The organism is Sphingomonas sp. R1, assembly GCF_025960285.1.
Classification (GTDB): Bacteria; Pseudomonadota; Alphaproteobacteria; order Sphingomonadales; family Sphingomonadaceae; genus Sphingomonas.
Window position 1 is genome coordinate 3198321 of sequence record NZ_CP110111.1, and the last position, 22291, is coordinate 3220611.

Here is a 22291-nt window from a genome sequence, read left to right on the forward strand (position 1 = left end):
GACCGAACCGCGGAGATTGCCACGCATCAAGGCTGTGCGTCGAAGAACAACGTCAGCCGGCGCGCCGACGCGTCGCCGGCTTCATCGGCGGCGGATATGACTATATCGATGTCGGTTGCGTCGTGGCGCTGGCCTTCATCGGCTCCTATTCCAAGAAATGGCTAACGACGTCGGCCGCGCGCCACCGGCCGAGTTCTGAAACCTCTAGTCGCAGTAGGCCGCGCCATGTTCGGGGGGCCAGAAGAGCCCGGCTCCGCAAGGGGGTGAACGGAGCGGGCTCTTCCTCTTCACGCTCGGAGCGGAAGCTCCGAGAGACGTGCGGGCCGGACTTCAAGGCCTTCGGTTCCGGTGTCAGCTTGATGGGCGATATCGCTCGACCGCACAATTAAGTGGAAAGCCGGAAAGCCCATGCGTGCAATGTTAAGAAACGCTGCGTCAGCAAGCACATTGCAGTTAGCGACTCGCTTCATGAACAGGCTCGAGTTCCTTGTCCTGCGGCAGCTTATCTCCCGCAGACCCAACTTCCAGCGGGTGAGAGATGGTCGGACGGGCCCATCGCGAGGCATGCTGCACTCCTGAAGCAGCGAATGCAAACATGTGACCAGAAAGCTGGACACGGCGCGACTTGGCCACTAACTCCCGATCGCCGTCCCCCCCCCAACCGCAATAGGGGCCTGAATTCGGAACGGAGCCCTCCATTCCGCGGGGGGCGGCACCTAGATCTCACAGCGCGATGGCGCACGCGTTTGCGGAGACTGGAGCGGGCGCAAAGCGTTCGCTGAGGTCTAGCGTGGATGTTCAGTGCGCAAGCACCCGATTTGCGCACCGCGTCTAGCCGATGTGTGATTTCACGGGGTGAGACTACTTGGATCTTCGATAGGCGCATGCATTTCGATGTAGTCTCGCCCGTTGCCTCCGTAGTTCGTCGGAGTGACGCCGGCTTCGGCGATGTTCCTATAAACTTGGAAGTGCACTCTCTGCGCTTCGGGGTACAATGCGAACACAAGCGATCTTGCTTGGTGCGGCGATGCTGGTCGCAACTCCTACCCTCGCCGAAGCGGGGCTTGCTGAGCAGCAGATCGCCCGAGCCATCAGCCGAATGTTCGGCAGCCCCGAGGAGGCGCTTGGGGCTGCGCGTGCCGCCGAACACGAGGCGGACCAAGATCCTGCAAGTGGGTTGCTCGCCACCAAGGCCCGCTGGCTCGAAGGGGAAGCGTTATCCCGTCTCGATCGGGATGCCGAAGCCGAACCAATAGCCCATCGGGCGCTCGACGAGGCGCGTACTCGCTGGCCGAAGACAGTTCTGCATGCCGATCTGCTGATGACCTGGGGCGGAATCCAGCAAAACCGCAACCATGCTGCCGTAGCGCTCGACGCGTTCCAGCAGGCGCACAATCTCTTTCGCGATCTCCATCAGCCGCGCAAGCAGGCCATAGCACTGGTGATGATAGCCAGCCTCTACAACCGCGCGCGCGATAACATATCGGCTCTACGCAATTTCCAGGCTGCTCTTGATGCCTATTCGGGCGATCGCAACCTGCGCATGTCGATCCTGAACAATCGCGGCAACGCGTTGCTGGACCTGGGCCGCCCCGCCGCCGCGGCGCTAGAATATCAGCAGGCGCTGGCCTTGGCCCAGGCCACGGGGGCGACTGGACTGCGCGTGCCAATCCTCAACAACCTTGCCCGCGCGGCTTTGCACCAAAGCGCTCTGGTCGCCGCACGGCGCTATAACGACGCGGCTTTCGCCGCGAGTGTCGGTCACGAAGTTGAGTATGGCGGCAACCTCCATGCTCTACGCGCGCAGATCGCCCTGCGGCGCGGGGCAGTGGAAGAGGCTGTCACCGAGATCGAGGCAGCGTTGGCGCTTATCGTCGATCCCAGTTCCCCAGTTTGGCGCGAGGTGCATGAGGCGGCAGTGGACATCTACTCCCGTGCCGGACGCCCCGCTGATGCGCTGGCGCATCTCAAGACTCTCAAGCGAATCGACGATGAGGTGACCAAGGTTGCAACCGACACCAACACCGCACTGCTCGCCGCGCGGTTCGACGCGACCAACCAGCAACTTCGCATCGAGAAGTTGCGCACGAGCCAGGCCAACCAGCGTGCCCGCTTCGCCCGGGATCGCGCGTTGTTCCAGCTCCTGCTGGCTGGAGGCGTGCTTCTAATCGCTGCAGGGGGTGCCGCACTGCTTGCCTTCGCGCTGTTTCACATCCATCGAAGCCGTCGCGAAGTGCGCGAAGCGAACCGCGATCTTGCCACCACCAACGTTCAGCTCAGCAAGGCACTCGCAGCCAAGCGTGAATTTCTCGCCACGACCAGCCATGAATTCCGCACTCCTCTGAACGGCATACTGGGCATGAGCGAGGTGCTGCTCGCCGACGATACGCTCGGTGGCGAGGCTCGTGCGAAGATCTCAGTATTGCAAGATGCCGGTAAAACGATGCAGGCACTGGTGGACGACGTGCTCGACATGGCTTCGTTGGACGGTGACGAAATCATCTTGGAGCGGGCGGCGTTCGACTTGCGCACAATGCTCGAGGATTGTGGCCAGCGATGGAAAGCGGTGGCAGCGAAGCGCGGCTTGACGTTCACGCTGGACTGCGCCGAATGTCCAGAGAAGCTGACCGGCGACGCTCGTCGCGTTGGTCAGATCGTCCACAACCTCCTCTCCAACGCAGTCAAGTTCACCTCCGAGGGAGGAGTCACGCTCACCGCCCGCAGCGCAAGCAACGGACGGGGCGTCGAGATCCTGGTCGTCGACACTGGCATCGGTATCGCCGCGGCTGAGCACGCACTTGTCTTCAGGAAGTTCTATCAGGTCGACGGCGGCACCAGCCGGGCTTATGGCGGGATAGGCGTAGGACTGGCGCTCGCGCGTGCCTTCGCCATAGCGATGGGTGGCAATCTTACGGTCGAAAGCTCGCTTGGCATGGGTGCCACGTTCCGTCTGCTCTTGCCCGGCGGCGAGCCCGACGCCGTGGCAGCGGTCGAACCTGCGTCATCACCGACCGGGCCGCAGCGGGTGTTGCTGGTCGAAGCTAACCCGCTATCGCGGGAAGTGACGCTTCACGCGCTTCGTCAGGCTGGATTTTCGGCAGATGCCGTAGTTTCGGCAGGCGCGGCACATGCGCATCTGGCGAGGGAAGTTACAGATCTGATGCTCGTCAACGCGGATCGAGCGATATCGGCGGATCTAGCCGCGCTGCTGGCCGCTGCGCGCAAATGGAAGGTCAGCGCTACCGTTCTACTCGATCCTGACGATGCCTTTGACACGCCTCCGGTCAATCTCGTGGGCACCCATCAGTTCCTTGCAAAACCCATCGCGATCAAGGAGCTCATCGAAAGGCTGCCGCTTACCGCCAGCCGCGATCCTGATAACCCCACTGCGCCTAGCAAATAGTCGCTTTGCTCGCCCAATTTCGCGAGAGCTGCAAACCGATCGAATTGCGATACCGAGCGGATCTGAAGCTGGTGGTTATACCTAATGGCCGCATTCAACTATCTTAATGTTCGCTGTCTACAATGGAGAGATTGGAATTTGGAGAATTGAGGTTGTTATGAATCGTCGCCTTCGGCTTGGACTTGTTGCGTCGTGCAGCTTGCTCGCCCTGCCTGCGCATGCGCAAAGCGCGCCGTCAGAAGCGGATCATAAGGACGCAGCTCCGACCGCGACGCCCGCCCCCAAGCAGGCGTTCACCACGGGCGTCGCCAAGGGACGCGACCTGCTAGACTCGGCGATTTCGGCGAGTTCGCTCGACGAGGAGCAGATCCAGAAGATCGGCACTCGCTCGATCGCGGAAGTGCTCGGCAACATACCGGGAATCCGTGCGGAGACCGCTGGCACCGACGGGCTGACCGCCGTGACGATCCGCGGCCTGCCGATGGCGGCGGACGGCTCCAAGTTCCTGCAGATCCAGGAAGACGGCCTGCCCGTCCTCGAATTCGGCGACATCCATTTCGCCTCGACCACCGCGTTCCTGCGTACCGATCTCAGCCTGTCCCAGGTTCAGGCGATCCGCGGCGGCTCCGCGTCGACCTTCGCATCGAACTCGCCGGGCGGCCTCGTCAACTTCATCTCGAAGACCGGCGAGGAAGACGGCGGCACGCTGCAGCTCTCGTCCGGCATCGGCCATGAGATCGGCCGTGCCGACTTCAACTATGGCGGCCATCTGAGCAAGACGGTGCGCTTCAACGTCGGCGGATTCTACCGCCAGGGCGAAGGCCCTCGCGCGACCGGTTACGATGCCTTCAAGGGCGGCCAGATCAAGATGAACGTCACCAAGACGTTCGGCAACGGCTATATCCGCGTCTACGGCAAGTATCTCGACGATCGCGAGCCGAACTATGCGATGGTGCCGGTGTCGGTGCGTGGCACCAATGCCGACCCCGTCTATGGCACGATCCCCGGCTTCGATCCGCGCAACGACACGCTTGCCTCGCGCTACCGGTCGTCCGCGCTTGCGCTCGACGGCAACAACAACGTGACCAATGTCGATCTCCGCGAGGGAAATCGCAGCAAGGTCGCCTCGGTCGGGCTGGAAGCCCAGTTTGATATCGCCGGTTGGACCTTCAGCGATCGCATGCGCTACGCAGGCATTTCGGGCAGCTACAACGAGAGCAGCTCGCTGGCGCTGCTGCCCGCCGCCGCCCTCGCCCCCACGTTCGCGGGCCTGGGTTCGACGCTGCGCTATGCGTCCGGCCCGAAGGCCGGCCAGGCCATCACCAACCCGTCGACGCTGAACGGCAACGGCCTGCTGATGTATGGCCTCGAGCTGCATTCGGACCTCGAAAAGCTCGACAACTTCACCAACGACTTCCGGGGGAGCCGCGTCTGGAATCTGGGCGCCGGCAAGCTCACCACCACCGCGGGCTTCTATGCCTCGTCCCAAGCGATGGTGCAGAACCTGCACTTCATCAACGACGTGTACGACGTTGCGAGCGGCGGCAACTCCGCCTTCGTGGATGTACTGACTGCCGGCGGCGTTCCGGTTACCCAGGGCGGCGTACTGGCCTACGGCGTTCGGGGCACTGCCGCCTATCGGCGCCGCTACGACCTGCAGTACCGCGTGTTCGCGCCCTATGGCTCGGTAAACTACCAGATCGGTGCGGTGTCGATCGGCGGCAGCCTGCGCTATGATTTCGGCAAGGTCAGCGGCACGCTCTATGGCGCCGATCTCGGCGGCGGCCGCGTCGGCACCGCTCCGGTCGACATGAACCGCGACGGCACCATCTCGCTGCCCGAGCGCAGCGTGGCGGTCCTGCCGCTGTCGCAGCCCGGCCAGGCCGATTACAGCTACAGATACGCTTCCTACTCGGTCGGCGTGAACTATCGCATCGCCGAGCCGCTCTCGGTATTCGCCCGTTACAGCCGCGGCGCGCGTGCAACCGCCGAACGCATCTACTTCTCGCCGGCAGTGAACCCCGCCTCGGGCGCGCTGACGGATCCGGCCATGGCCTATGGTCCGGTCAAGCAGGCAGAAGCGGGGGTGAAGTTCCGGAAGAACGGCGTGACGCTGTTTGCCACCGGCTTCTGGGCATCGACCACCGACAAGAACCTGCAGATCGGCGCCGACGCCAGCGGCGGAACCGTGGTGCTCCAGATTGACCGCGACTACAGCGCCAAGGGCGTCGAGCTCGAAGGCCTGTTCGAGCATGGCCCGCTCAGCCTGCGGCTGGGTGCCACCTACACCAAGGCCAAGATCGATGCGGACAAGGCGGACAAGACGCTGGTCGGCAACACCCCGCGCCACCAGCCGGACCTGATCTTCCAGGCGACTCCGCAGTTCGAGGTGAAGCGCTTCACCATCGGCACCAACCTGATCGGCACCACCAGCAGCTTCGCGCAGGACGGCAACCTGCTGAAGCAGCCGGGCTACACCATCGTCAGCCCGTTCGTGCAGGTCCGCCTGGTGAAGGGCCTGCAGCTCGGCCTCAACGTATACAACGTGTTCGACAAGCTCGCCTTCGTGTCGGTCAACTCTGCGGCGGTCCCGGCCTCGGGCGTCGCCACGGCGCAAACGCTGACCGGCCGGATGTTTACCGCATCCGTCCGATTCAGCTTCTGATCCGGAACACTGGCGAGAAGGGGCGGGAACACGGTTCCCGCCGCCTTTGCTTCGTATGCTGCCAGTCGAAGACGGCAACCTTCAATCGGGCCGGCCATCGTCATGAGCAGTGCGACGTTGGACGGCAAATCTGCCTTGAACGTTGCGCAAGCGACTTCATCGCTACTCCGCTACGTCGTAGACCACTACCGCCTCTCTGAATGGAATGTGCGCAGCGACGTTGCCCTGTTCGTCCGTGATGAGGATGTACCAGGAGAGGTTCAGGTGGCCCTTTCGTAATTCGCCGACCATCACGTCCCGAGCGGTGGCTATGGCACGCATCCTTGCTTCATCGAGGGTCTCGCAGTTGATGCCTTCGTTATCCTCTAGAAGGCGTACTCTGTCGTGAAGATGGAAGAAGAATCGCTCCATAGGGGAGGGGTCCGCTACTTTCGATCTGCTAAGCTATGCCGCTGCGTGCAGGTATGCTGGATCAAACCCCGCTAACCGTCTGAAGCCGGGCCAATTGCGGACTTGTAGCATCCCCGGCGAGCGCCGAATGAGCCCCTCTTCCGTAAGCTCCCTCAGCATGCGGTTGACGTGCACTGATGTGAGGCCGGTCGCATCACCGATCTGCTCCTGTGTGAAGGGTAGACGCATATTCTCGACGGTTCCAAGACCTGCAGCTTCGCTTCGAACTAGGAACTCGCAAAGCATGTGAGCGATCCTCGTCTTGGCATCGCGCCGCCCGACATTCAGTACCCACTCGCGAAAAATCGATGCGTCTATCAATGCGTCTCGCCAGAACGCAGTTCCGACGGTCGGGCGGTTCGATATGAGGTGTCGCAGGGCGGGCATGGGGATCCACACAAGCTTTACGTCTGTGATCGCCTGCACAAAATGATCTGCGCGCTCTAGAAACAGATGCTGCAGGTCAAGCATGTCGCCTGAGACGTGGAATGAAACGATCTGCCGACCACCTTCCGCAGAGAGCTTACTTCGCGCAGCATAGCCGTTCACCAGCAGGCAGCATTCTGTAGGACGCTCTCCCTCCCGCACAATATACTGGTGAGCTATACGGGTCTCCGACCGGTGAGGAAGGGCTTGCAAAGCAGAGATGTCCTCCTCATTAACACGAGCTAAACGTTCGATTTTGGCTATTAATGCCTGTAAATGAGAAGAGTTGCTCTTCATTCCCCACTCTCATGGCGTGTCAGTCACAAACTAATGCTCTTACACTGTAATCGTTCCGGAAGAACAATGGCGTAATGCTTACTTTGGATCAATTCGCGTTCACAATGGCGCGGGGAAATTGAATGGAGTGGGGCGTAACCTGTTCAACTTCATGGAGAATTGCGCTTTTCCTTCCAAGATTTGCAGGTGGAGCTGTAGCCGAGGAGCGCACATGGTCCAAAGCGTTCGCGTTATCCGAGCCCGTCGTTCACGGCCGTGCTCATCTCCGCCTATTGGCGCTCGATAGAGCGTTTTGTAGGAGCTTGCCGGAACGATGATGTGGCGGGATCAGGCGTCGAAGGAAGGGTGCTGGCTACTACGAGGAGCTTCATCGCAGGCCCGTCCCTCCTGCGGACGCAGGTTCGTCATCGACATGATCGAGCGCGGACGCCGCCCAGCCGCCATGAGCCGATTGTTGCTCCTCGGCACCTTTTCCGTAAATGACCGTAAAGCACTGATAACCGAGGTTGTCGTAGGGTCCCCTGCTATGCCGCGCATGACAGCCTCTCGCTTCCTCACCTCTGCCCTGCTGGGCCTGATCTACTGGGTGCTCGCGTCGAGCACCATCATGTGGAGCAGGTATGAGGGAGGCGTTGCGTTCGTATGGTTTGCATCGGCAGCTCTCCTTGCCCGCCTGCTCACGTTGAGGCCGCAGCACTGGCAGCTGCCGCTGCTGTGGTGCGGCGTCGGAAGCGCCGTGGCGACCTCCCTGTTTGGTTTAGGTCCTGCAGCCGCGTTGCCGATGCTTCTGCCAAATCTGGCGGAGCCGGTGATCGCTGCCCTTCTGATCCGGCGCGTCGCCGCACCGAGTGCGGCGTTCACGACCAATAAGCGCCTGGGCGTGTTCTTGGCGGCTGCGGTCATCGCGCCATGTCTCAGCGGACTGGTCGGTGCGGCAGTCGCAGCGGTATTTGGCTCAGGCTCATATTCCGTGAACCTGGCGCATTGGACCACCGGGCATGCTCTCGGCCTCATTACCTTCACACCCGTAGCCCACTTCGTCGCTCGTGGAGGATTCGCGAGGTCGCTTCGGCGGGCGAGCACGGGACGCGTGCTAGAACTCGTCGGCATAACGCTGCTCGTCGGCGTGGTGACGACTGGGTCCTTTCTCCAGAATACCACCCCCACTCTCTTCCTGCCCATCCTTCCCATGACGCTGGCTGCGTTCCGGGGCGGACGGCTGGCGGCCGCAGCATCCGTATTGATGCTCACGCTAGTCGCTGGCGGGCTCACTCTGGAAGGGTTCGGCCCCATAGCAGCGATCGACGCTTCTCCCGGTGCCCAAGTTGAGTTTCTGCAATTCTACCTCGCTGCAACGGTGATGACAATCTTGCCTGCAGCGACTGAATTGGGCCGGCGCAGAGAGCTCTTCCGCGCACTCCGTGAAAGCGAGGCCCGGTATCGTCTGCTGATGGAAAGCTCCACCGACATCATTCTGAACCTGAGCGTGAGCGGAGACGTCTGCTTCGCATCGCCGTCTATCGCCCAGATCAGTGGCTTCAACGCCGATGGTGTTCTCGGTAGGAACGTATTAGAGCTTGTCGATCCTCGAGATTGGCAGGCGGTGAAGCGAACGCATCATCAGGCACTCGCGAATGCCGACCGCACCTTCATCGTGGAATATCGCGCTGCGGTACATGATGGTTCCGCTCGCTGGTTCGAAACGCACGCCAGGGCCGTCGTCGACTGCGAGCAGGTCGTTGGCGTGGTCTGCGCCATTCGAGACGTGACACATCGAAAGGCGGTGGAAGAAGAGTTGGCCCATGCGGCTGCGACCGACCCGCTAACCGGCCTGGTGAACCGGCGGACCTTCGACGCAGCGCTTCGAGCTGCCACTTCAAGCGAGAGCGAGGTGTTCGGTTGCGTTGCCCTCTTCGATCTGGATCACTTCAAGCAAATCAACGATCGCTATGGTCATGCGGCGGGTGATGAAGTCTTAAAAAGCTTCGCGTTGCAGGCGCGTCAGTGCGTGCGAGAAGGTGACACGGTGGCTAGAACCGGAGGAGAGGAATTCGCGATCATCCTTCCTGGCGCGTCCCGGCTGCAGGCGCAGGCGGTCTGCGAACGTCTTCGGGAAGCCATGTCCAGCGCGGTACTTGTCGTAGAAGGTAAGCTCATCCGCGTGACGGTGAGTGGAGGAGTTGCCGTCTATGAGCGCAGTTCCTCGCCCGAGACCCTGCTCGTTGAGGCGGATCGAGCCCTATATACCGCCAAGGCTAACGGCCGAGATCGTCTGGCTTTCGCGGCATAGCATTGCGACCGGTAGGTCGGTGCCGACATTTGCTTCGACTACCAGGATTCGCGAATAAGCGAATCTGTTTATGCCAGCTTGCGTTGGGAGGCGACGTCCGCAAGGTGGTGCGATGCCTAGGCGCTTGATCTCCCCATGCCTCGCGGTTGTGCTTACGCTGGCCAGCATCTGGATCCATCCGGCTTCCGGTGAGAAAGCACTATATGGTCATGAAGGCACTCTTGAGCGCTACGATCTGCCTCGTGAGGTAGCGGGCTGGCCGGCTCCCTTCCTCGCTGATGACCCGGGCACATCGATTCCGCACAAGATAGGCCTGGAGGACGTGCTGCGGCCGGGACCGCTCGTCGCGACGTGGTGCTTCTGGTTTGTCGCCGTGCTGTGTGTGCGGAAGCTACTCAAATTACTCACGTCCGGGCGGGGCTAAGCCCGACCTGACGCGGACGATTTCGTGCCCGCTGCTCCCGGCAGCGTCAGCGCCTAGCTCCACAGCTGGCGCCGGTAAGCATCGAAGCAGCGGGCGCCGCATCGAAGTCGAATTAAGGCACCTTCGGCCATGGCTGTCGCGCGGTGCGGATCCGCATCCACGGCGGGGCGGAGCGCCTCGCGGTTCCAATCCTCGCTGTGCTTTAGATCGAGCACAGCGTGCAGCGTGAAGTATCTAGCCTCCTTCGGGCTGAGCCCAATGCGCTTGAGCCCTTCTGCAACCATCGCAGAACGAGCCGGCGCAGTCAGCTCGATGACACCAAGAGCCCCGACGGAATGCCATGCGTACCTGCGGTTGGTAGCCATGGCGGTCATCGCGTTGGCGAGGCAGAGGCTCTCCCAGACGGTGTTCTCGATGACGGGGTTGACCGCGAGGGTAACGACGAGTTCCTCCAGCATCGGACCGTGCATGCCTTTTCGCGTTCCGTGACCCATCTCGTCCCAGTAGTTCCTGGCGAGTTCGAGCTTTGGTCGGGTTGGGAGCTTTACCTGCGTAAGGGCTACGAGATCTTCGAAGCCAGCCTCGCCCGCAGCTTCCTGCTCGAAGAACCACCGCAGATCGTCTCGCGAAGCCTCAGCAGCCAGCCACGGAAAAAGAGGGTCGCCTTGCCCCGGCCCTGCCTCCCTAAGCCCTTCGAACCATCTGATGAATTCGTCTGCGTCAGTGGGAACCGCGGCTGCCTCCTCCGCGACTTCAGCTCGAAGCTCTTCAAGGAAAGCACCTTCCAGGCGACGCATTCGAGCGTCCATTTCGAATCGCGCTCGCCAATCCTCTTCGACGAAGCTGGGCTCCAACCGTTCCCGGTTCCAGAGGGCAAGCTCGCGTTGAAAGCCATCGGTCAAGAACTTCGACGAACGAAGGTCGCGCGCCCGCTGCCAAGCTGCTCTCATCACTGTATCTCCTCGCCGCCGCAAACCCCTCCGCCTGCGCGAAGTTCCTTGGCCGGCCGAGACATGGCTAGTCGATCAGCCGGCGCGGCGCGGGGTCCTGACCGCTCGTTGGGGCGCCCGGCTGGCGAGTGCCACATGCTGCAATGAAATGGTTGAAATTCGACGCCAAAGGCCTGTTAATGGATGTATGAAACAGGGGGCTAATCCAGCCGATCTTCAGCCGGCTATCAACCGGCTCTCCGCACTCATCGCTCTTGGGGATGGTGACGTCGAGAGTCTTCGAGCCACGAGTAACCAGGTCTTCGCTCTCTCGGCAGGACAGGAGCTCATCAAACTTAGCCAGGTGACCTCTAGGTCCGCCATCGTCCTGAAGGGCTGGCTCGCCCGTGTCCGTCAAGGCCGACAGGGCAAGAGGCAGATTCTCGATATCTATGTGCCGGGCGACATCATCACTCCGACTCCCAGGGTGGATCCCTATGTGGCCGGTGCGATCGTCGCGTTACAAGATGTCGCCCTTTGCCTCACTCCGGCGTCCCCAGGAGACACGTTAAGGGATGCCTTTCAACTCTGCCGGCAAATGGATGAAGGACGGCTCCTGAGGCAGATTTACCGCCTGGGTCGAATGACGGCATCGGAACGCATGTACGATTGGATGATAGAGATCCGCGACCGCCTGCGTATCGCAGGTCTCGCGGCGGACAATGAGTTCAAGCTCCCTGTCACACAGGATCTTGTTGCTGACATCTTGGGGCTTACCGCCGTTCACACCAACCGAACGCTGAAGGACTTGCGTCTATCTGGCAAGCTTACCTGGCGCATGGGGAAGGTTCGGATCGCGGCTGAATAGGCCCAATGGCCAAAAAGCGGCAGTGGTGAAGTTGATCGACCGTCTTGGTCGCGTTGAAGTGAGCAGGCTTCCACTCGCGATTGTCGGTATTTGAAAATTTCGTTGTAGTTAGCGCTCTTCTCCAAGTGGGCTTCCCGGTGTGAGAGATTCGTTCATGAGACAAGTGCAGAAGAAATCCTGAAGAAGGAGGTAGTCATATACCGCTTCGAGAAGGCGCCTGACCGAAAGCCGGTAAGCGGGCCAAAATATCGGCAGTGCCATTTTCTCCCAGGTGTCGATATGCCGTTCCACACTCCCCATGAGTTGCGCGGTGCGGGTGCGATGGAGCTCTGTCTCTTCCGGCCACTGTGACGTCAACGCTGGCGCGGCGCAGAACGAGAGCACGCTTCTGAGAGCGCGAAGGAGTTCCACCTCGGCCCGACCGACCATTCTCTCACGTGCCTCCAGGGAACTTGGCTCGGGCGCCTGGGCAACGTGTTCGAGTGCATCCAGCGCCTGCAATGCAAGCGGATAAACGGCATCTTTGAACGCGGCAGCGGGCATCAATTGTCGGTCCTTAGGCGCACGATGGCGATACCAGAACTCGATTATGCCATGGGTGTTGCAGCGCAGCGACGAGCCGTCTTGATTTCACGTCGGATAGGAAAGGGTGCGCGAATGTAGATGTAGAGCGGTGAGGAGCGTTCACGACGATCGCAGCGAGCCTTGGTGCGATACAAAGGAGCAGCGCAACTCTCTGACTTCTGCAACCGCGGACATTTAACAGCACACCGCAGCATGGCACACCGCTGCGTTCCCGATGCGGCAATTTTGTCAAAGGGCGAGCGACGCGCACATTCCTTGAGATGCCGGCGAGGGCCAGGATTGCACTGGCCCTCGCCTCTACGAGCGCCTTACGGCTCGCAGGTGGCGACCTGTCGATCAGTCTCCTACCCTATGTGCGCGAAGATCCTCGTCATTCTGCCTCGGCGGCTTCCGCATCAGCCTTCGTCTTGTGGTTGACGCCTTCTTCCTCGGCTGGCGGAGAGTATACGGTGAAGAGCTTCAGAGGCTCTTCGCCCTTGTTGATGATGTTGTGCTTGGCTCCCTTGGGAATGACGATCATATGGTTAGTCGAAACCTTGGTGCGGCTCCCATCGACAACCGCTTGCCCCTCGCCAGATACGAAGAAGGTGGTCTGGTCGGCGTCATGCGTCTCCTCGCCGATGTCGTCACCGGGCTCGATGCTCATAAGCACGATCTGGCAGTTTTCGTCGTAGTAGACCTCCTTCTGGAAGTTCTTGTTCTTGTTTGCGGCTTCGATGATATCCTTGTTGAAGATCGCCATGAAATCTCTCCGGGAACAGGTGGCCGTCACAGCCGAGCGGTCGCTCGTCAGGAGGACTGGGGAGCAACGCTGTCGCCAGATTAACGATCCCCAGTTCTTGGCTCCCGCAACGAATTGCAAAAATTCCGCGAGGGCCCGCCAGTCGGTCCGAGACGTGGTTTTGCCAATGCGTCGAAGGGTGAGTCTTCGTAGTCCAACTCGTCGCTGCCTACTTGGTTCGGCTCGCCTGCAACTGTACCAGCTGCGTCAGCTGATCCGCGCGGTAGGGCTTTGGAAGGTAGATACCGTGATCAGGAAGATCCTCGGTGCCGAGCCAATGGCGGCCAGACGTGACTATCACCTTGATGTGCGGATATCGAACGGCCACGATGTCAGCGAGCTGAAGGCCATCGATCTCTCCTGGCATGTTGATGTCAGTGAACAGGACCGCGACTCGGTGCGTTGCCAGTTGTTCCAAAGCCTGTATCGCGTCTGCCGCCTCAAGCACGGTGAAGCCGCTCTCCTCAAGCGCGTCTGCGGCTATCATCCTGACGAACATCTCGTCCTCGACGACTAGAACCGTCGAAGTGTGGTCTACGCTCATATGCCTCTCCTGGGCATTTAGCGGATGGTGATGATCTAAGTTCCTCAATAACCGGTGTCATGTCAAATCTCGGCAGATAAGTCACTTGAGAAGGGGAGCGATTTTTGTTTTAATGCGTCTTAACGAGAGAGACCGTACGCTTGACGTCGGCGAAATTGTAACACTTTCGATTCGACTTTGCGTCGTGACCTTGTTGTCGTCCGCAGGCGCGCAGAGCTTCATAGGCCAGCTATCTGGCGCGATGGGTGAGTTTCGGGTCGTGCAGCCCCGTGGTGGGCATGCTGCTATTACAGCCTCGCTATTGGAGATCGATCATGCACTATCGGTGTTACTCGCTGGATCGAGACGCGCGGATCGTGACGGGCGTGGATCTTGATGCTGCAGACGATACGGACGCAATCCGCCAAGCCAGCGAGATGCCGGCGGAGCTTTGGGAGCTGTGGTGCGGTGCACGGAGAGTGGCTCAGGTCTTCGGGGAGGCTGATGCTCGACTGGCTGCAAGCGCGGCATACACATTGCGACAGGCCGAGAGCTCTCAGCAAGCCGTCTGACCCCTTAGTAAGGCATGTGAACGCATATACGATGGCAGCGCCTCCGACTGGTCACTGAAGGAGCCAGCCCGGCAATTCAGCTAGCTTCTCGATGAGGGGCTTCCCATAGAGATATCCCTGCTGATACCTGACGCCTAGATCGAGAAGCGCCTGCGCCTCATCGTGCGTCTCCACTCCCTCGGCGATCATGACTGTTTCGAGCTCGTCGCACATGCGCGCGATCGCGCGAACAATGGCTTGGCGTCTCCGATCGGTAGCTATGCCGCGAATGAGCTCCATATCGAGTTTTACCTCGTCCGGTTCGAAGTTCGCAAACATGTCCAGCCCGGAGTGCCCCGCGCCGAAGTCGTCAATCGCGACCTTGAATCCGATGTTCTTGTAGGTCTCGATGATGTCCATCACGTGCTTGGTGGATGTCATCATCTCGGTTTCGGTAAACTCGAATATGATCCGATCAACCGGCAGCATGGCGCTCGCGGCAGCCGCGAGCGTTAGCTGAATGCAAGCCAAGGGGGAGTAGACGGCGTTGGGAAGGAAGTTGATCGAGAGCATCGCGCCGGAGTCTGCGAGCCCCGCGCACATTGCGGACGCAATGGCTTTGACGCGGCACGCCTGGTCGAACGCGTAGCGGTTCTCGTCGGTCACTGAAGAAAGGATTGCAGCAGCTCCTGCTCCGTCGACGCCTCGGACCAGTGCCTCATAGGCGAACACGGTCGCAGCCGGAACATCGACGATAGGCTGAAACGCCATCGTGAAAGGAACTTCGAAGCCAGTTCCGCTACGGCATCCGCTGCAAATTCGTTTCATTTCCATGATTTACCATTGTAGGGTGTTCGTCCTAAACAACGGTGAATCCCTAAGGTCGCGCGTAATCCAGATTCGATGCGGTCTCGCAAGCGTGCTGGTACAGCTGAGTTGATCACCCGCCCAGACACATCTCGCGGGCCGCGGCTGTCCAATTGTTGCAGCGTGTCCGCCAAGCGAGGTCACCCTAGGTCGTTCTTGGCAGATCCGCGCTCCTGAAGAACCTCCTCGGCTGCATCCCCCGTCCGGCGAAGGGCCTCAAGTTCCTCGGTGGTCTTGCTTTCAATGCCGGCCACCTCGTTCCGCGCTCCCTTGATCGCGTAGACGAGCTCGTCGATCTTGAGGTGGAGCGCCTGCTCGCTGCGGCGCTGCCCGTTGAGGACCATCTGGGTGAGCGATATCGACGCGACGGAGAGGATGAGCGTGAGGCTGTTCTCTCCCGCTTCGCCGGCCTCGACGAACCAACCCGCGCAGAACAAGGCCACCAGAATGATGGCTATGGGAGCACCTGCCAGATCGGCAGTTCTGCCGGCCAGACGGCTTCCCGCCTCGTTCATCTTCTTCCACATCGCTATCAACCCTGCTCTGTAGTGTGGGAGTTCTGCCTCGCCCAACAGTTGAAGGACGGGCTGGCAACATTCGCATATGAGAGGCTCTCGCGCCTCCCTTGCTGCTTGCGGTGGTCAGCTCGTCGTGGACGTTCGACTACCCGCCCTTGAGCGATCCCGCAACGGAACGCACTGGAGTGCCGATATCGCGTGTATTCACCTTCCACCTCGCGGCGGCATTGGATAGTGCCCAGAGTGCTCCGCCACCCAAGGCGAGCGCCAGGCGCAAATTGATGAACAATCTCGAAGGTGTACTGGGCGGACTGATGATGATCCCCTCGCTTAGCGGAATGGCCGCGATGATCGAAGAGCGTGACTGGTCGCGTTCCGCACTAGGCGGGCGCGGCCATTGGCCCGCAGCGCTTAGCACCTTGGTCGACCTGATGCTCGGAGCGAACCAGCCCATGTTCATCTGCTGGGGGGAAGATCGAACCCTCTTGTACAATGATCAGTACGCCGCGCTCCTGGAGAAGAAGCACCCTGCCGCGCTGGGTAAGGATATCCTGCAGGTTTGGGATGAGATTGCCGACGATCTGCGGCCGATCGTCGATCGCGCTTATGCCGGACAGTCGGTTCACATGAGTGACATCTCGTTCCTGATCAACAGGACCGGCGATCTCGAAGAGGCGCATTTCAGCTTTTCCTACACGCCGATTCGCCTGGATGCTCAAGTGGCAGGCTTCTTCTGCGCCTGCACCGAGACCACGAGGCAAGTTCTAGCCGAACGGAAGCTGGCTTGGGAGGCGGATCGTCAGCACCAGCTTTTTCAGCAGGCGCCCGGCTTCATCACCATCCTGAACGGCGCCGATCATCGCTTCGAGTTCGTCAATGCAGCCTATGAGAAGCTGTTTGGGCCTCGGGAATTCATCGGGCGTCCGGTGCGCGACGTGTTCCCCGAGTTGGAAGGGCAGGATTTCTTTCGATGGCTGGACCAGGTCTACCGCACCGGCGAGCAGCTGGTCGCTGAGAATTTGCCGATCACCCTGAAGGGGCCAGAGGGAACCCTGCAGCAGTTGTACCTGACCTTCATCTACCAGCCGGTCACGGATTCGCAGGGAAGAACGACGGGCATATTCTGTGAAGGCTTCGACGTCACTGAAGCCTATCGTGCGAAAGAAGCCGCGCAGCGCAGCGAAGAGAGGCTTAGAGAAAGCGAGGAGCGCCTTCGGCTCGCTACCGAGCTGACCGAAGTGGGTCTATGGGATGCTGATCTCCAGCGTCAGACCCGGTCCTGGTCACCTCAGATGCGGGCAATGTTTGGCGTCTCGGCCGACGCGCATGTGGCTATGGACGACTTTTTGGAGGGGCTTCACCCCGACGACCGGCCATTCGTCGAGCAGGCATATAACGATGCCATAGATCCCGAGAAGCGCGCCTTCTACGATGTCGAATATCGAACCATTGGGCGCGACGACGGCATGATAAGATGGGTCGCCGCGAAGGGGCGAGGCATCTTCAACGACAGGGGCACTTGCGTGCGGGTGCTCGGTACCGCGCTAGATGTCACTCGTCGTCGGCAGGCCGAAGCCGCGCAGCGAGCGCAAAGCGAAGAGTTCGCCGCCGTGTTCGACGCGGTCCCGGCCGGCATCTGGATCGCCCGGGATCCGAGCTGCCGTGACATCGTAGGCAACCAGGTCGCGCACGCGCTCACTCGCATGCCGGTTGGCTCCAACATGTCGAAGAGTGCGCCCGCGGACGAAGCACCTACACACTTCAAGGTATTCCGTGCAGATGGAACCGAGCTGACGCCGGACGAGATGCCGGTGCAGAGGGCCGCGCGTGGCGACCTGGTCCGCAATTTCGAAGAGCAGATCATCTTCGACGATGGTTCGGTAATCCACCTGCTCGGCAACGCCACGCCGCTTCATGACGAGCGCGGAGATGTCCGAGGTGCCGTCGCCGCCTTCGTCGACATCAGTGACCGCAAGGCTATCGAGACGTCTCTGCGCGAGAGCGAGGAGCGCTTTCGACAGCTTGCCGAGACGCTTGACCAGGTGTTCTACGTGACGGAGCTGAAGGAGCGTCGCCTCTCCTATCTGAGCCCTGCGTACGAAAAGGTCTGGGGACGACCTGTCGAAGATCTCGTCGCGGACCTGTCCTTCTTCTTCGACACGATCCACCCGGACGATCGTGAACAGGTAGCTTCCGTGCTGCCATCCCAGATGGCCGGCCTCTCGGCCGAACTCGAGTATCGCATCATCAGGGGTGACGGCGCCGTCCGGTGGATCAGGGACCGCTTCTTCCCCATCCGTTCGGCCGATGGTGAGCTCGTGCGCGCCGTCGGCCTTGCCGAAGACATCACGGAGAGCAAGCAGCTCCAGGATCAGCTGCTGTCGCTCAACGAAACTCTGGAACAGCGTGTTCTGGAACGCACGAAGGAGCTGCAGCATGCTGAGGAGGCGCTCCGCCAGAGCCAGAAGCTTGAGGCGATGGGCCAGCTGACCGGAGGCGTCGCACACGACTTCAACAATCTTCTCACGCCCATCATCGGCAGCCTCGACATGCTTCAACGCCGCGGACTTGGCGATGATCGTGCACGTCGACAGATCGACGGCGCCCTCCAGTCCGCAGAGCGAGCCAAGACCCTCGTTCAGCGGCTGCTCGCGTTTGCGCGACGACAGCCTCTGCAAGCCACTGCCGTGGACATGGAGGCACTTGTCATCGGCATTTCCGAGCTGATCGCCAGTACGCTTGGCCCTCAAATCGAGCTCGTCACCGACATAGAACGCGATTTGCCCTGTGCGCGTGCCGATGGCAATCAGGTGGAGATGGCAATACTGAACCTCGCCGTGAACGCGCGCGACGCGATGCCAAATGGCGGCAGGCTCACTATAAGCTGCAATAGCGTGGTCGTGAAGGGCCCACACCCGACGAAGCTCAGCCCTGGAAGCTACCTACGGCTGGCCGTCATCGACACTGGCGCAGGAATGGACGAGGCTACCATAAAGCGCGCCATCGAGCCGTTCTTCAGCACCAAGGGAGTGGGAAAAGGAACAGGCCTGGGCCTGTCCATGGTGCATGGTCTCGCTTCTCAGCTCGGCGGCGCACTCACCATCGCCAGTCGCGTGCAACACGGAACCAGCGTGGAACTCTGGCTCCCTGCGGCGGACGGCAGCGCTCAAAACGAAGATGTCGAGCCGGCGAAGCTGAAGCCTCACGGCGTGGGCACCGTCCTGTTAGTCGATGACGATCAGCTCGTCAGGTCGAGCACTGCCGATATGCTCACCGACATGGGATATGAGGTCGAGGAGGCGATCTCAGCGGAACACGCGCTGCAGCTGATGAGTGGCGGGATCGCCTTCGATCTGCTGATAACGGATCACCTGATGCCTGGAATGACGGGCACGGATCTCGTCAGCGCCGTACGGAGCCGTAGGCCCAACGTGCCCGTCCTCGTAATCAGCGGCTATGCCGAGGATGCGGGCATCGACTCGGATCTTCCGCGCCTCATCAAGCCCTTCCGTCAACATGAACTCGAAGCAATGCTGACCAGCCTGACTGCCACGTAGGCGCAGCTCGCGGTCTAGCCTGAGAAGAGGGTGGATCCTCGGTGGTCAGCATAGAGCTGATGAAGGAGGCGTCAGGCCTCAGCCTTTCCGCTTTGCTGGTGCAGGCGTGAGCTTGCGCGGCAGCGCCCCAGCACAGCAAAGGGATGTCGGAAGCTGGTAGTCGCACCCCATCAGGTGCTCGCTCCGCCTCCTGAGCAATCCCATGCCATCGCCGTCCGCCCATCCGGTTTGTTCCAGATGTTGAGCCAGATTAAGGAGGAAAGCCGCGACTGTGCTATCCCCCCAGCGAGGGGGACGCGAGTGACGCGCTTGTTGTGTTTCGCTATCGCTGCTGTTCTAGGGGCACTCGCCAGCGTCGCCGGTGTTGTGTCAGGGGAGATTCCTGCGTTCCCGAGCCACCGGATGCTAAGCCGCGACAGGCAGCCGCTGCTGTTCTGGGTTTTGATCGCCGCGCTGATTGGGGTCACCGCTAGCATCACCTGGATGGCAATAGCTGCGTTTAGTAGCGCCGCGGCGGATCATGTTGGCGGAGCTGGCTACACGGACTCGGCATAGTTGCAGCGTTGTCGATAAGCCGTCATCAATCGTTATTGTCATCGCCTCCTTCGAAATCAATGTCGTCTGAGGGCTGTCGCAGAAATGTCGTATCGGGGGCGGGCAGGTGGTTGAAGAGCGTAAGGAGCTGCCGCTTGATCACGGCCAAGCCTATTGGCGAGCACCTGCGGTCATATCGCACATGGCGGGTTCTACTGACGCCGCGAAGGTGACGAGCGATTTCGCTGCGTTAGCCGAATATCTGCCTACCTTATGCTGGATCGCGCGGGGCGACGGTTACATCGTGTGGTATAACCGCCGATGGCACGACTATTGCGGGACCACGGCGGAACAGATGGAGGGTTGGGGCTGGACCAGCGTCCATGACCCAGCACGTCTTCCTGAGGTAATGCGGAGGTGGGAGACGGCAATCGCGGATGGTGCTCCATTCGAGATGGTGTTCCCCCTTAAAGGCGCTGACGGGCGCTTCCGACCGTTCCTCACCCGCATCGTGCCCGTTCGCAACGAAGGCTCGGAGATCGTTCGCTGGCTGGGCGTGAACACGGAGATCGGTGCGCAAATTCAGGCTGAGGCGGCGCTGGCTGCCAGCGAAGCGAAGTATGAAGTGCTCACCGACGCCATGCCGCAAATGGTGTGGTCGACGCTCCCCGATGGCTACCACGACTACTACAATGCGCAGTGGTATCGATTCACGGGGATGCCGGCGGGGTCCACGGATGGCGACGCCTGGAATGACGTATTCCATCCCGAGGACCAGGCTCGGGCCTGGGAGAGATGGCAGGCCAGTCTTGCAAGCGGGGAGCCCTACGAGATCGAATATCGGCTGCGGCACCACAGTGGCGAATACCGCTGGGTGCTTGGCCGAGCACTTCCGGTCCGTAGCGCCAACGGCGAGATCATCCGCTGGATTGGAACCTGCACGGACATCCACGACGCCAAGCTGACGGCGGAGCGCAATGAGCTTCTGAGTCGAGAGCTGAGCCACCGGATCAAGAACATCTTCGCAGTGATATCGGGCCTTGTGAACCTGACCGGCCGCCGGGCAGGCGAGTTGCGCCCGCTAATGAACGAGCTTCTAGGTCGTATCGCCGCTTTGGGGCGCGCCCACGAATTCGCTCGTCCGCATAGCCCGGAATCGAAGCCGAATCTTGGACAGAGCTCATTGCTTGGGCTGCTTGCCGAACTGCTCAAGCCGTATGACGCCGATGGTCGCATCCACATTCACGGAGTGGATACGATCCTTGACGACAAGGGCGCGACTCCCATTGCACTGGTTGTCCATGAGCTGGCGACCAATGCCGCTAAATACGGTGCGCTGTCTACGCCATCTGGCGACCTGGATGTGGCTGTCGACAGACAGGGTGATACGATCTTCATAACCTGGCAAGAAGCTGGTGGCCCTCCCGTAGAAGGGGAGCCAAGTAGGCAAGGGTTCGGCACCCAGCTATCAGAGCTAAGCGTTCAGCGACAGCTCGGGGGATCGATCATGAAACAATGGCGGGCGGAGGGTCTCTGCGTCGTCATCCAAGTGGAGGCAAGGCAGCTTCACAGAGGCGTCTAGTCCTGATTGACGCCTCGTAGGTTTTCCACTGTCTGCGCAAGTTGCGCCTCGGACCAAGGCTTGCTGACCACCCCGAGGAGGCCTTCGAACGACTCTCCGGCCTGGGCTGGATTCGCCGTGAGGATTAGAACCTTCGTACGGTATCGGTTCGCCAGAACGCGCGCGATCTGCGGCCCGGTGAGACCGTCCCGCAGATTCAGATCCACAAGCGCCAGATCGGGCTGTCGGTTGGCGAGTTCCATCGCAGTGGGTGCATCAGGTGCAATGCCCAATACCTCACATCCCAGGTCCTCGATTGCCGCCTCGAGGTGCAAAGCTGCGAAAATCTCGTCTTCTACGATTAGAACTTTCATGACCGTTCCTAAAGCCACTTGCAGTTAGTGACGCGTATCGCTGTACCTGTATCCGCGACGATGAAGGGATTTGACATTTCCACCACTGAAAAATATTCAACGAGTGTTGTCTAATTACCTTTGGAGCAAACCAGATGGTTCCGGTGTGATCACTACACTTGTGCGGGATAAATCCCAACATGACGCGAGATTTGGGAGTTTTTGTTGAGGAGATCGAGCGGGTCCCTTGAGAATTCGTCCGGAACAGCATCAACGGGCGTCCGTTTGTCACTTAGCGACGGAAGATGCCAGAGCCAAGCATTCGCATCGAACTTCTCTATTCGGTGAATTGCGGCTTTGTGCGCTGCGTCGATGCGGGAGACCGTATGCGACAGATCGATCCCATCGTGCGGCTTGGCTTGATGATGATCGTCATGCTCGCGCTTCTGGTGATCGTGATCATTTTTAAGTCATTCCTGAATCACCCTCGTTGAAGCTCTGCTCTTCGCTGAAGCGTTCCTCGATCACGCGCTAGACGTGCATGCTCGGGCCACATCCCCATCAAAGCCCGTTCACCCCCGACCATTCGCGTTCGGAGCGCTATCACCACGACGAGGCGCCACGCAGCGTTCTAGGCGACGGAGCCAGCTGAACCGAGAAGCCTTGAGGTTGATGTGTCAGCTTCACGATCGGGAACGGCTTGAAGGAC

16 protein-coding genes are annotated in these 22291 nt (G+C 60.5%); 7 read left to right on the forward strand and 9 right to left on the reverse strand.

The genetic code is table 11. The annotated features are described in order from the left end of the window. Positions 1 to 1027 precede the first annotated feature (1027 nt). Both OIM94_RS15315 and OIM94_RS15320 read left to right on the forward strand, forming a co-directional pair. Entirely contained in the window at positions 1028 to 3403 is a 2376-nt protein-coding gene (locus OIM94_RS15315) for an ATP-binding protein (protein ID WP_264607553.1), read from the forward strand. A 157-nt stretch (positions 3404 to 3560) separates the two neighbouring features. After that, positions 3561 to 6068, forward strand: coding sequence for a TonB-dependent receptor domain-containing protein (locus OIM94_RS15320; RefSeq protein WP_264607554.1), 2508 nt, complete (start codon positions 3561 to 3563; stop codon positions 6066 to 6068). Between the two features lie 162 nt (positions 6069 to 6230). Here the strand turns inward: OIM94_RS15320 and OIM94_RS15325 are convergent, their stop codons facing one another. Together OIM94_RS15325 and OIM94_RS15330 are read right to left on the reverse strand one after the other, a co-directional pair. Continuing rightward, entirely contained in the window at positions 6231 to 6479 is a 249-nt protein-coding gene (locus tag OIM94_RS15325) for a DUF6894 family protein (protein WP_264607555.1), read from the reverse strand. Between the two features lie 33 nt (positions 6480 to 6512). Then, positions 6513 to 7241: a Crp/Fnr family transcriptional regulator gene (locus OIM94_RS15330; protein ID WP_264607556.1), complete on the reverse strand. Its 729-nt coding sequence runs from the start codon at positions 7239 to 7241 to the stop codon at positions 6513 to 6515. A gap of 412 nt (positions 7242 to 7653) precedes the next feature. Between OIM94_RS15330 and OIM94_RS15335 the strand changes: the two genes are divergently transcribed. After that, positions 7654 to 9531, forward strand: coding sequence for a diguanylate cyclase (locus OIM94_RS15335; RefSeq protein ID WP_264607557.1), 1878 nt, complete (start codon positions 7654 to 7656; stop codon positions 9529 to 9531). 477 nt (positions 9532 to 10008) lie between these two features. Here OIM94_RS15335 and OIM94_RS15340 read toward each other — a convergent pair whose 3' ends face one another. Beyond that, positions 10009 to 10905 (reverse strand): iron-containing redox enzyme family protein, encoded by an 897-nt coding sequence (locus OIM94_RS15340; protein ID WP_264607558.1) that lies wholly within the window; start codon positions 10903 to 10905, stop codon positions 10009 to 10011. Positions 10906 to 11092: 187 nt separating this feature from the next. Here OIM94_RS15340 and OIM94_RS15345 point away from each other — a divergent pair, with 187 nt between their 5' ends. After that, on the forward strand, positions 11093 to 11752 hold the full coding sequence (locus OIM94_RS15345) for a Crp/Fnr family transcriptional regulator (RefSeq protein WP_264607559.1): 660 nt from the start codon (positions 11093 to 11095) through the stop codon (positions 11750 to 11752). Positions 11753 to 11860: 108 nt separating this feature from the next. On the opposite strand, the gene OIM94_RS15350 is transcribed toward OIM94_RS15345, so the two are convergent. The 5 genes from OIM94_RS15350 to OIM94_RS15370 all read right to left on the reverse strand — a co-directional run bounded on the left by OIM94_RS15350 (position 11861) and on the right by OIM94_RS15370 (position 15586). Further along, positions 11861 to 12295, reverse strand: a complete 435-nt coding sequence (locus OIM94_RS15350) for a hypothetical protein (RefSeq protein WP_264607560.1) — start codon at positions 12293 to 12295, stop codon at positions 11861 to 11863. A 412-nt stretch (positions 12296 to 12707) separates the two neighbouring features. Beyond that, complete coding sequence (locus OIM94_RS15355) at positions 12708 to 13079, reverse strand: cupin domain-containing protein (RefSeq protein WP_264607561.1); 372 nt, start codon at positions 13077 to 13079, stop codon at positions 12708 to 12710. A 208-nt stretch (positions 13080 to 13287) separates the two neighbouring features. Then, on the reverse strand, positions 13288 to 13662 hold the full coding sequence (locus OIM94_RS15360) for a response regulator (protein WP_264607562.1): 375 nt from the start codon (positions 13660 to 13662) through the stop codon (positions 13288 to 13290). 602 nt (positions 13663 to 14264) lie between these two features. Beyond that, positions 14265 to 15026, reverse strand: coding sequence for an EAL domain-containing protein (locus OIM94_RS15365; RefSeq protein WP_319801129.1), 762 nt, complete (start codon positions 15024 to 15026; stop codon positions 14265 to 14267). A 173-nt stretch (positions 15027 to 15199) separates the two neighbouring features. Then, positions 15200 to 15586, reverse strand: a complete 387-nt coding sequence (locus tag OIM94_RS15370) for a low affinity iron permease family protein (protein WP_264607563.1) — start codon at positions 15584 to 15586, stop codon at positions 15200 to 15202. 272 nt (positions 15587 to 15858) lie between these two features. On the opposite strand from OIM94_RS15370, the gene OIM94_RS15375 reads away from it, so the two are divergent. Together OIM94_RS15375 and OIM94_RS15380 are read left to right on the forward strand one after the other, a co-directional pair. After that, entirely contained in the window at positions 15859 to 19134 is a 3276-nt protein-coding gene (locus tag OIM94_RS15375; protein WP_264607564.1) for a PAS domain S-box protein, read from the forward strand. A 661-nt stretch (positions 19135 to 19795) separates the two neighbouring features. Continuing rightward, positions 19796 to 21250, forward strand: a complete 1455-nt coding sequence (locus OIM94_RS15380) for a PAS domain-containing protein (RefSeq protein ID WP_264607565.1) — start codon at positions 19796 to 19798, stop codon at positions 21248 to 21250. Here OIM94_RS15380 and OIM94_RS15385 read toward each other — a convergent pair. Further along, positions 21247 to 21603 carry a response regulator gene (locus tag OIM94_RS15385; RefSeq protein ID WP_264607566.1) on the reverse strand — a complete coding sequence of 119 codons (357 nt, stop codon included), beginning with the start codon at positions 21601 to 21603 and terminating at the stop codon, positions 21247 to 21249. The two genes, OIM94_RS15380 and OIM94_RS15385, sit on opposite strands and share 4 nt — an antisense overlap. Before the next feature lie 284 nt (positions 21604 to 21887). On the opposite strand from OIM94_RS15385, the gene OIM94_RS15390 reads away from it, so the two are divergent. After that, on the forward strand, positions 21888 to 22076 hold the full coding sequence (locus tag OIM94_RS15390; RefSeq protein ID WP_264607567.1) for a hypothetical protein: 189 nt from the start codon (positions 21888 to 21890) through the stop codon (positions 22074 to 22076). Positions 22077 to 22291 lie beyond the last annotated feature (215 nt).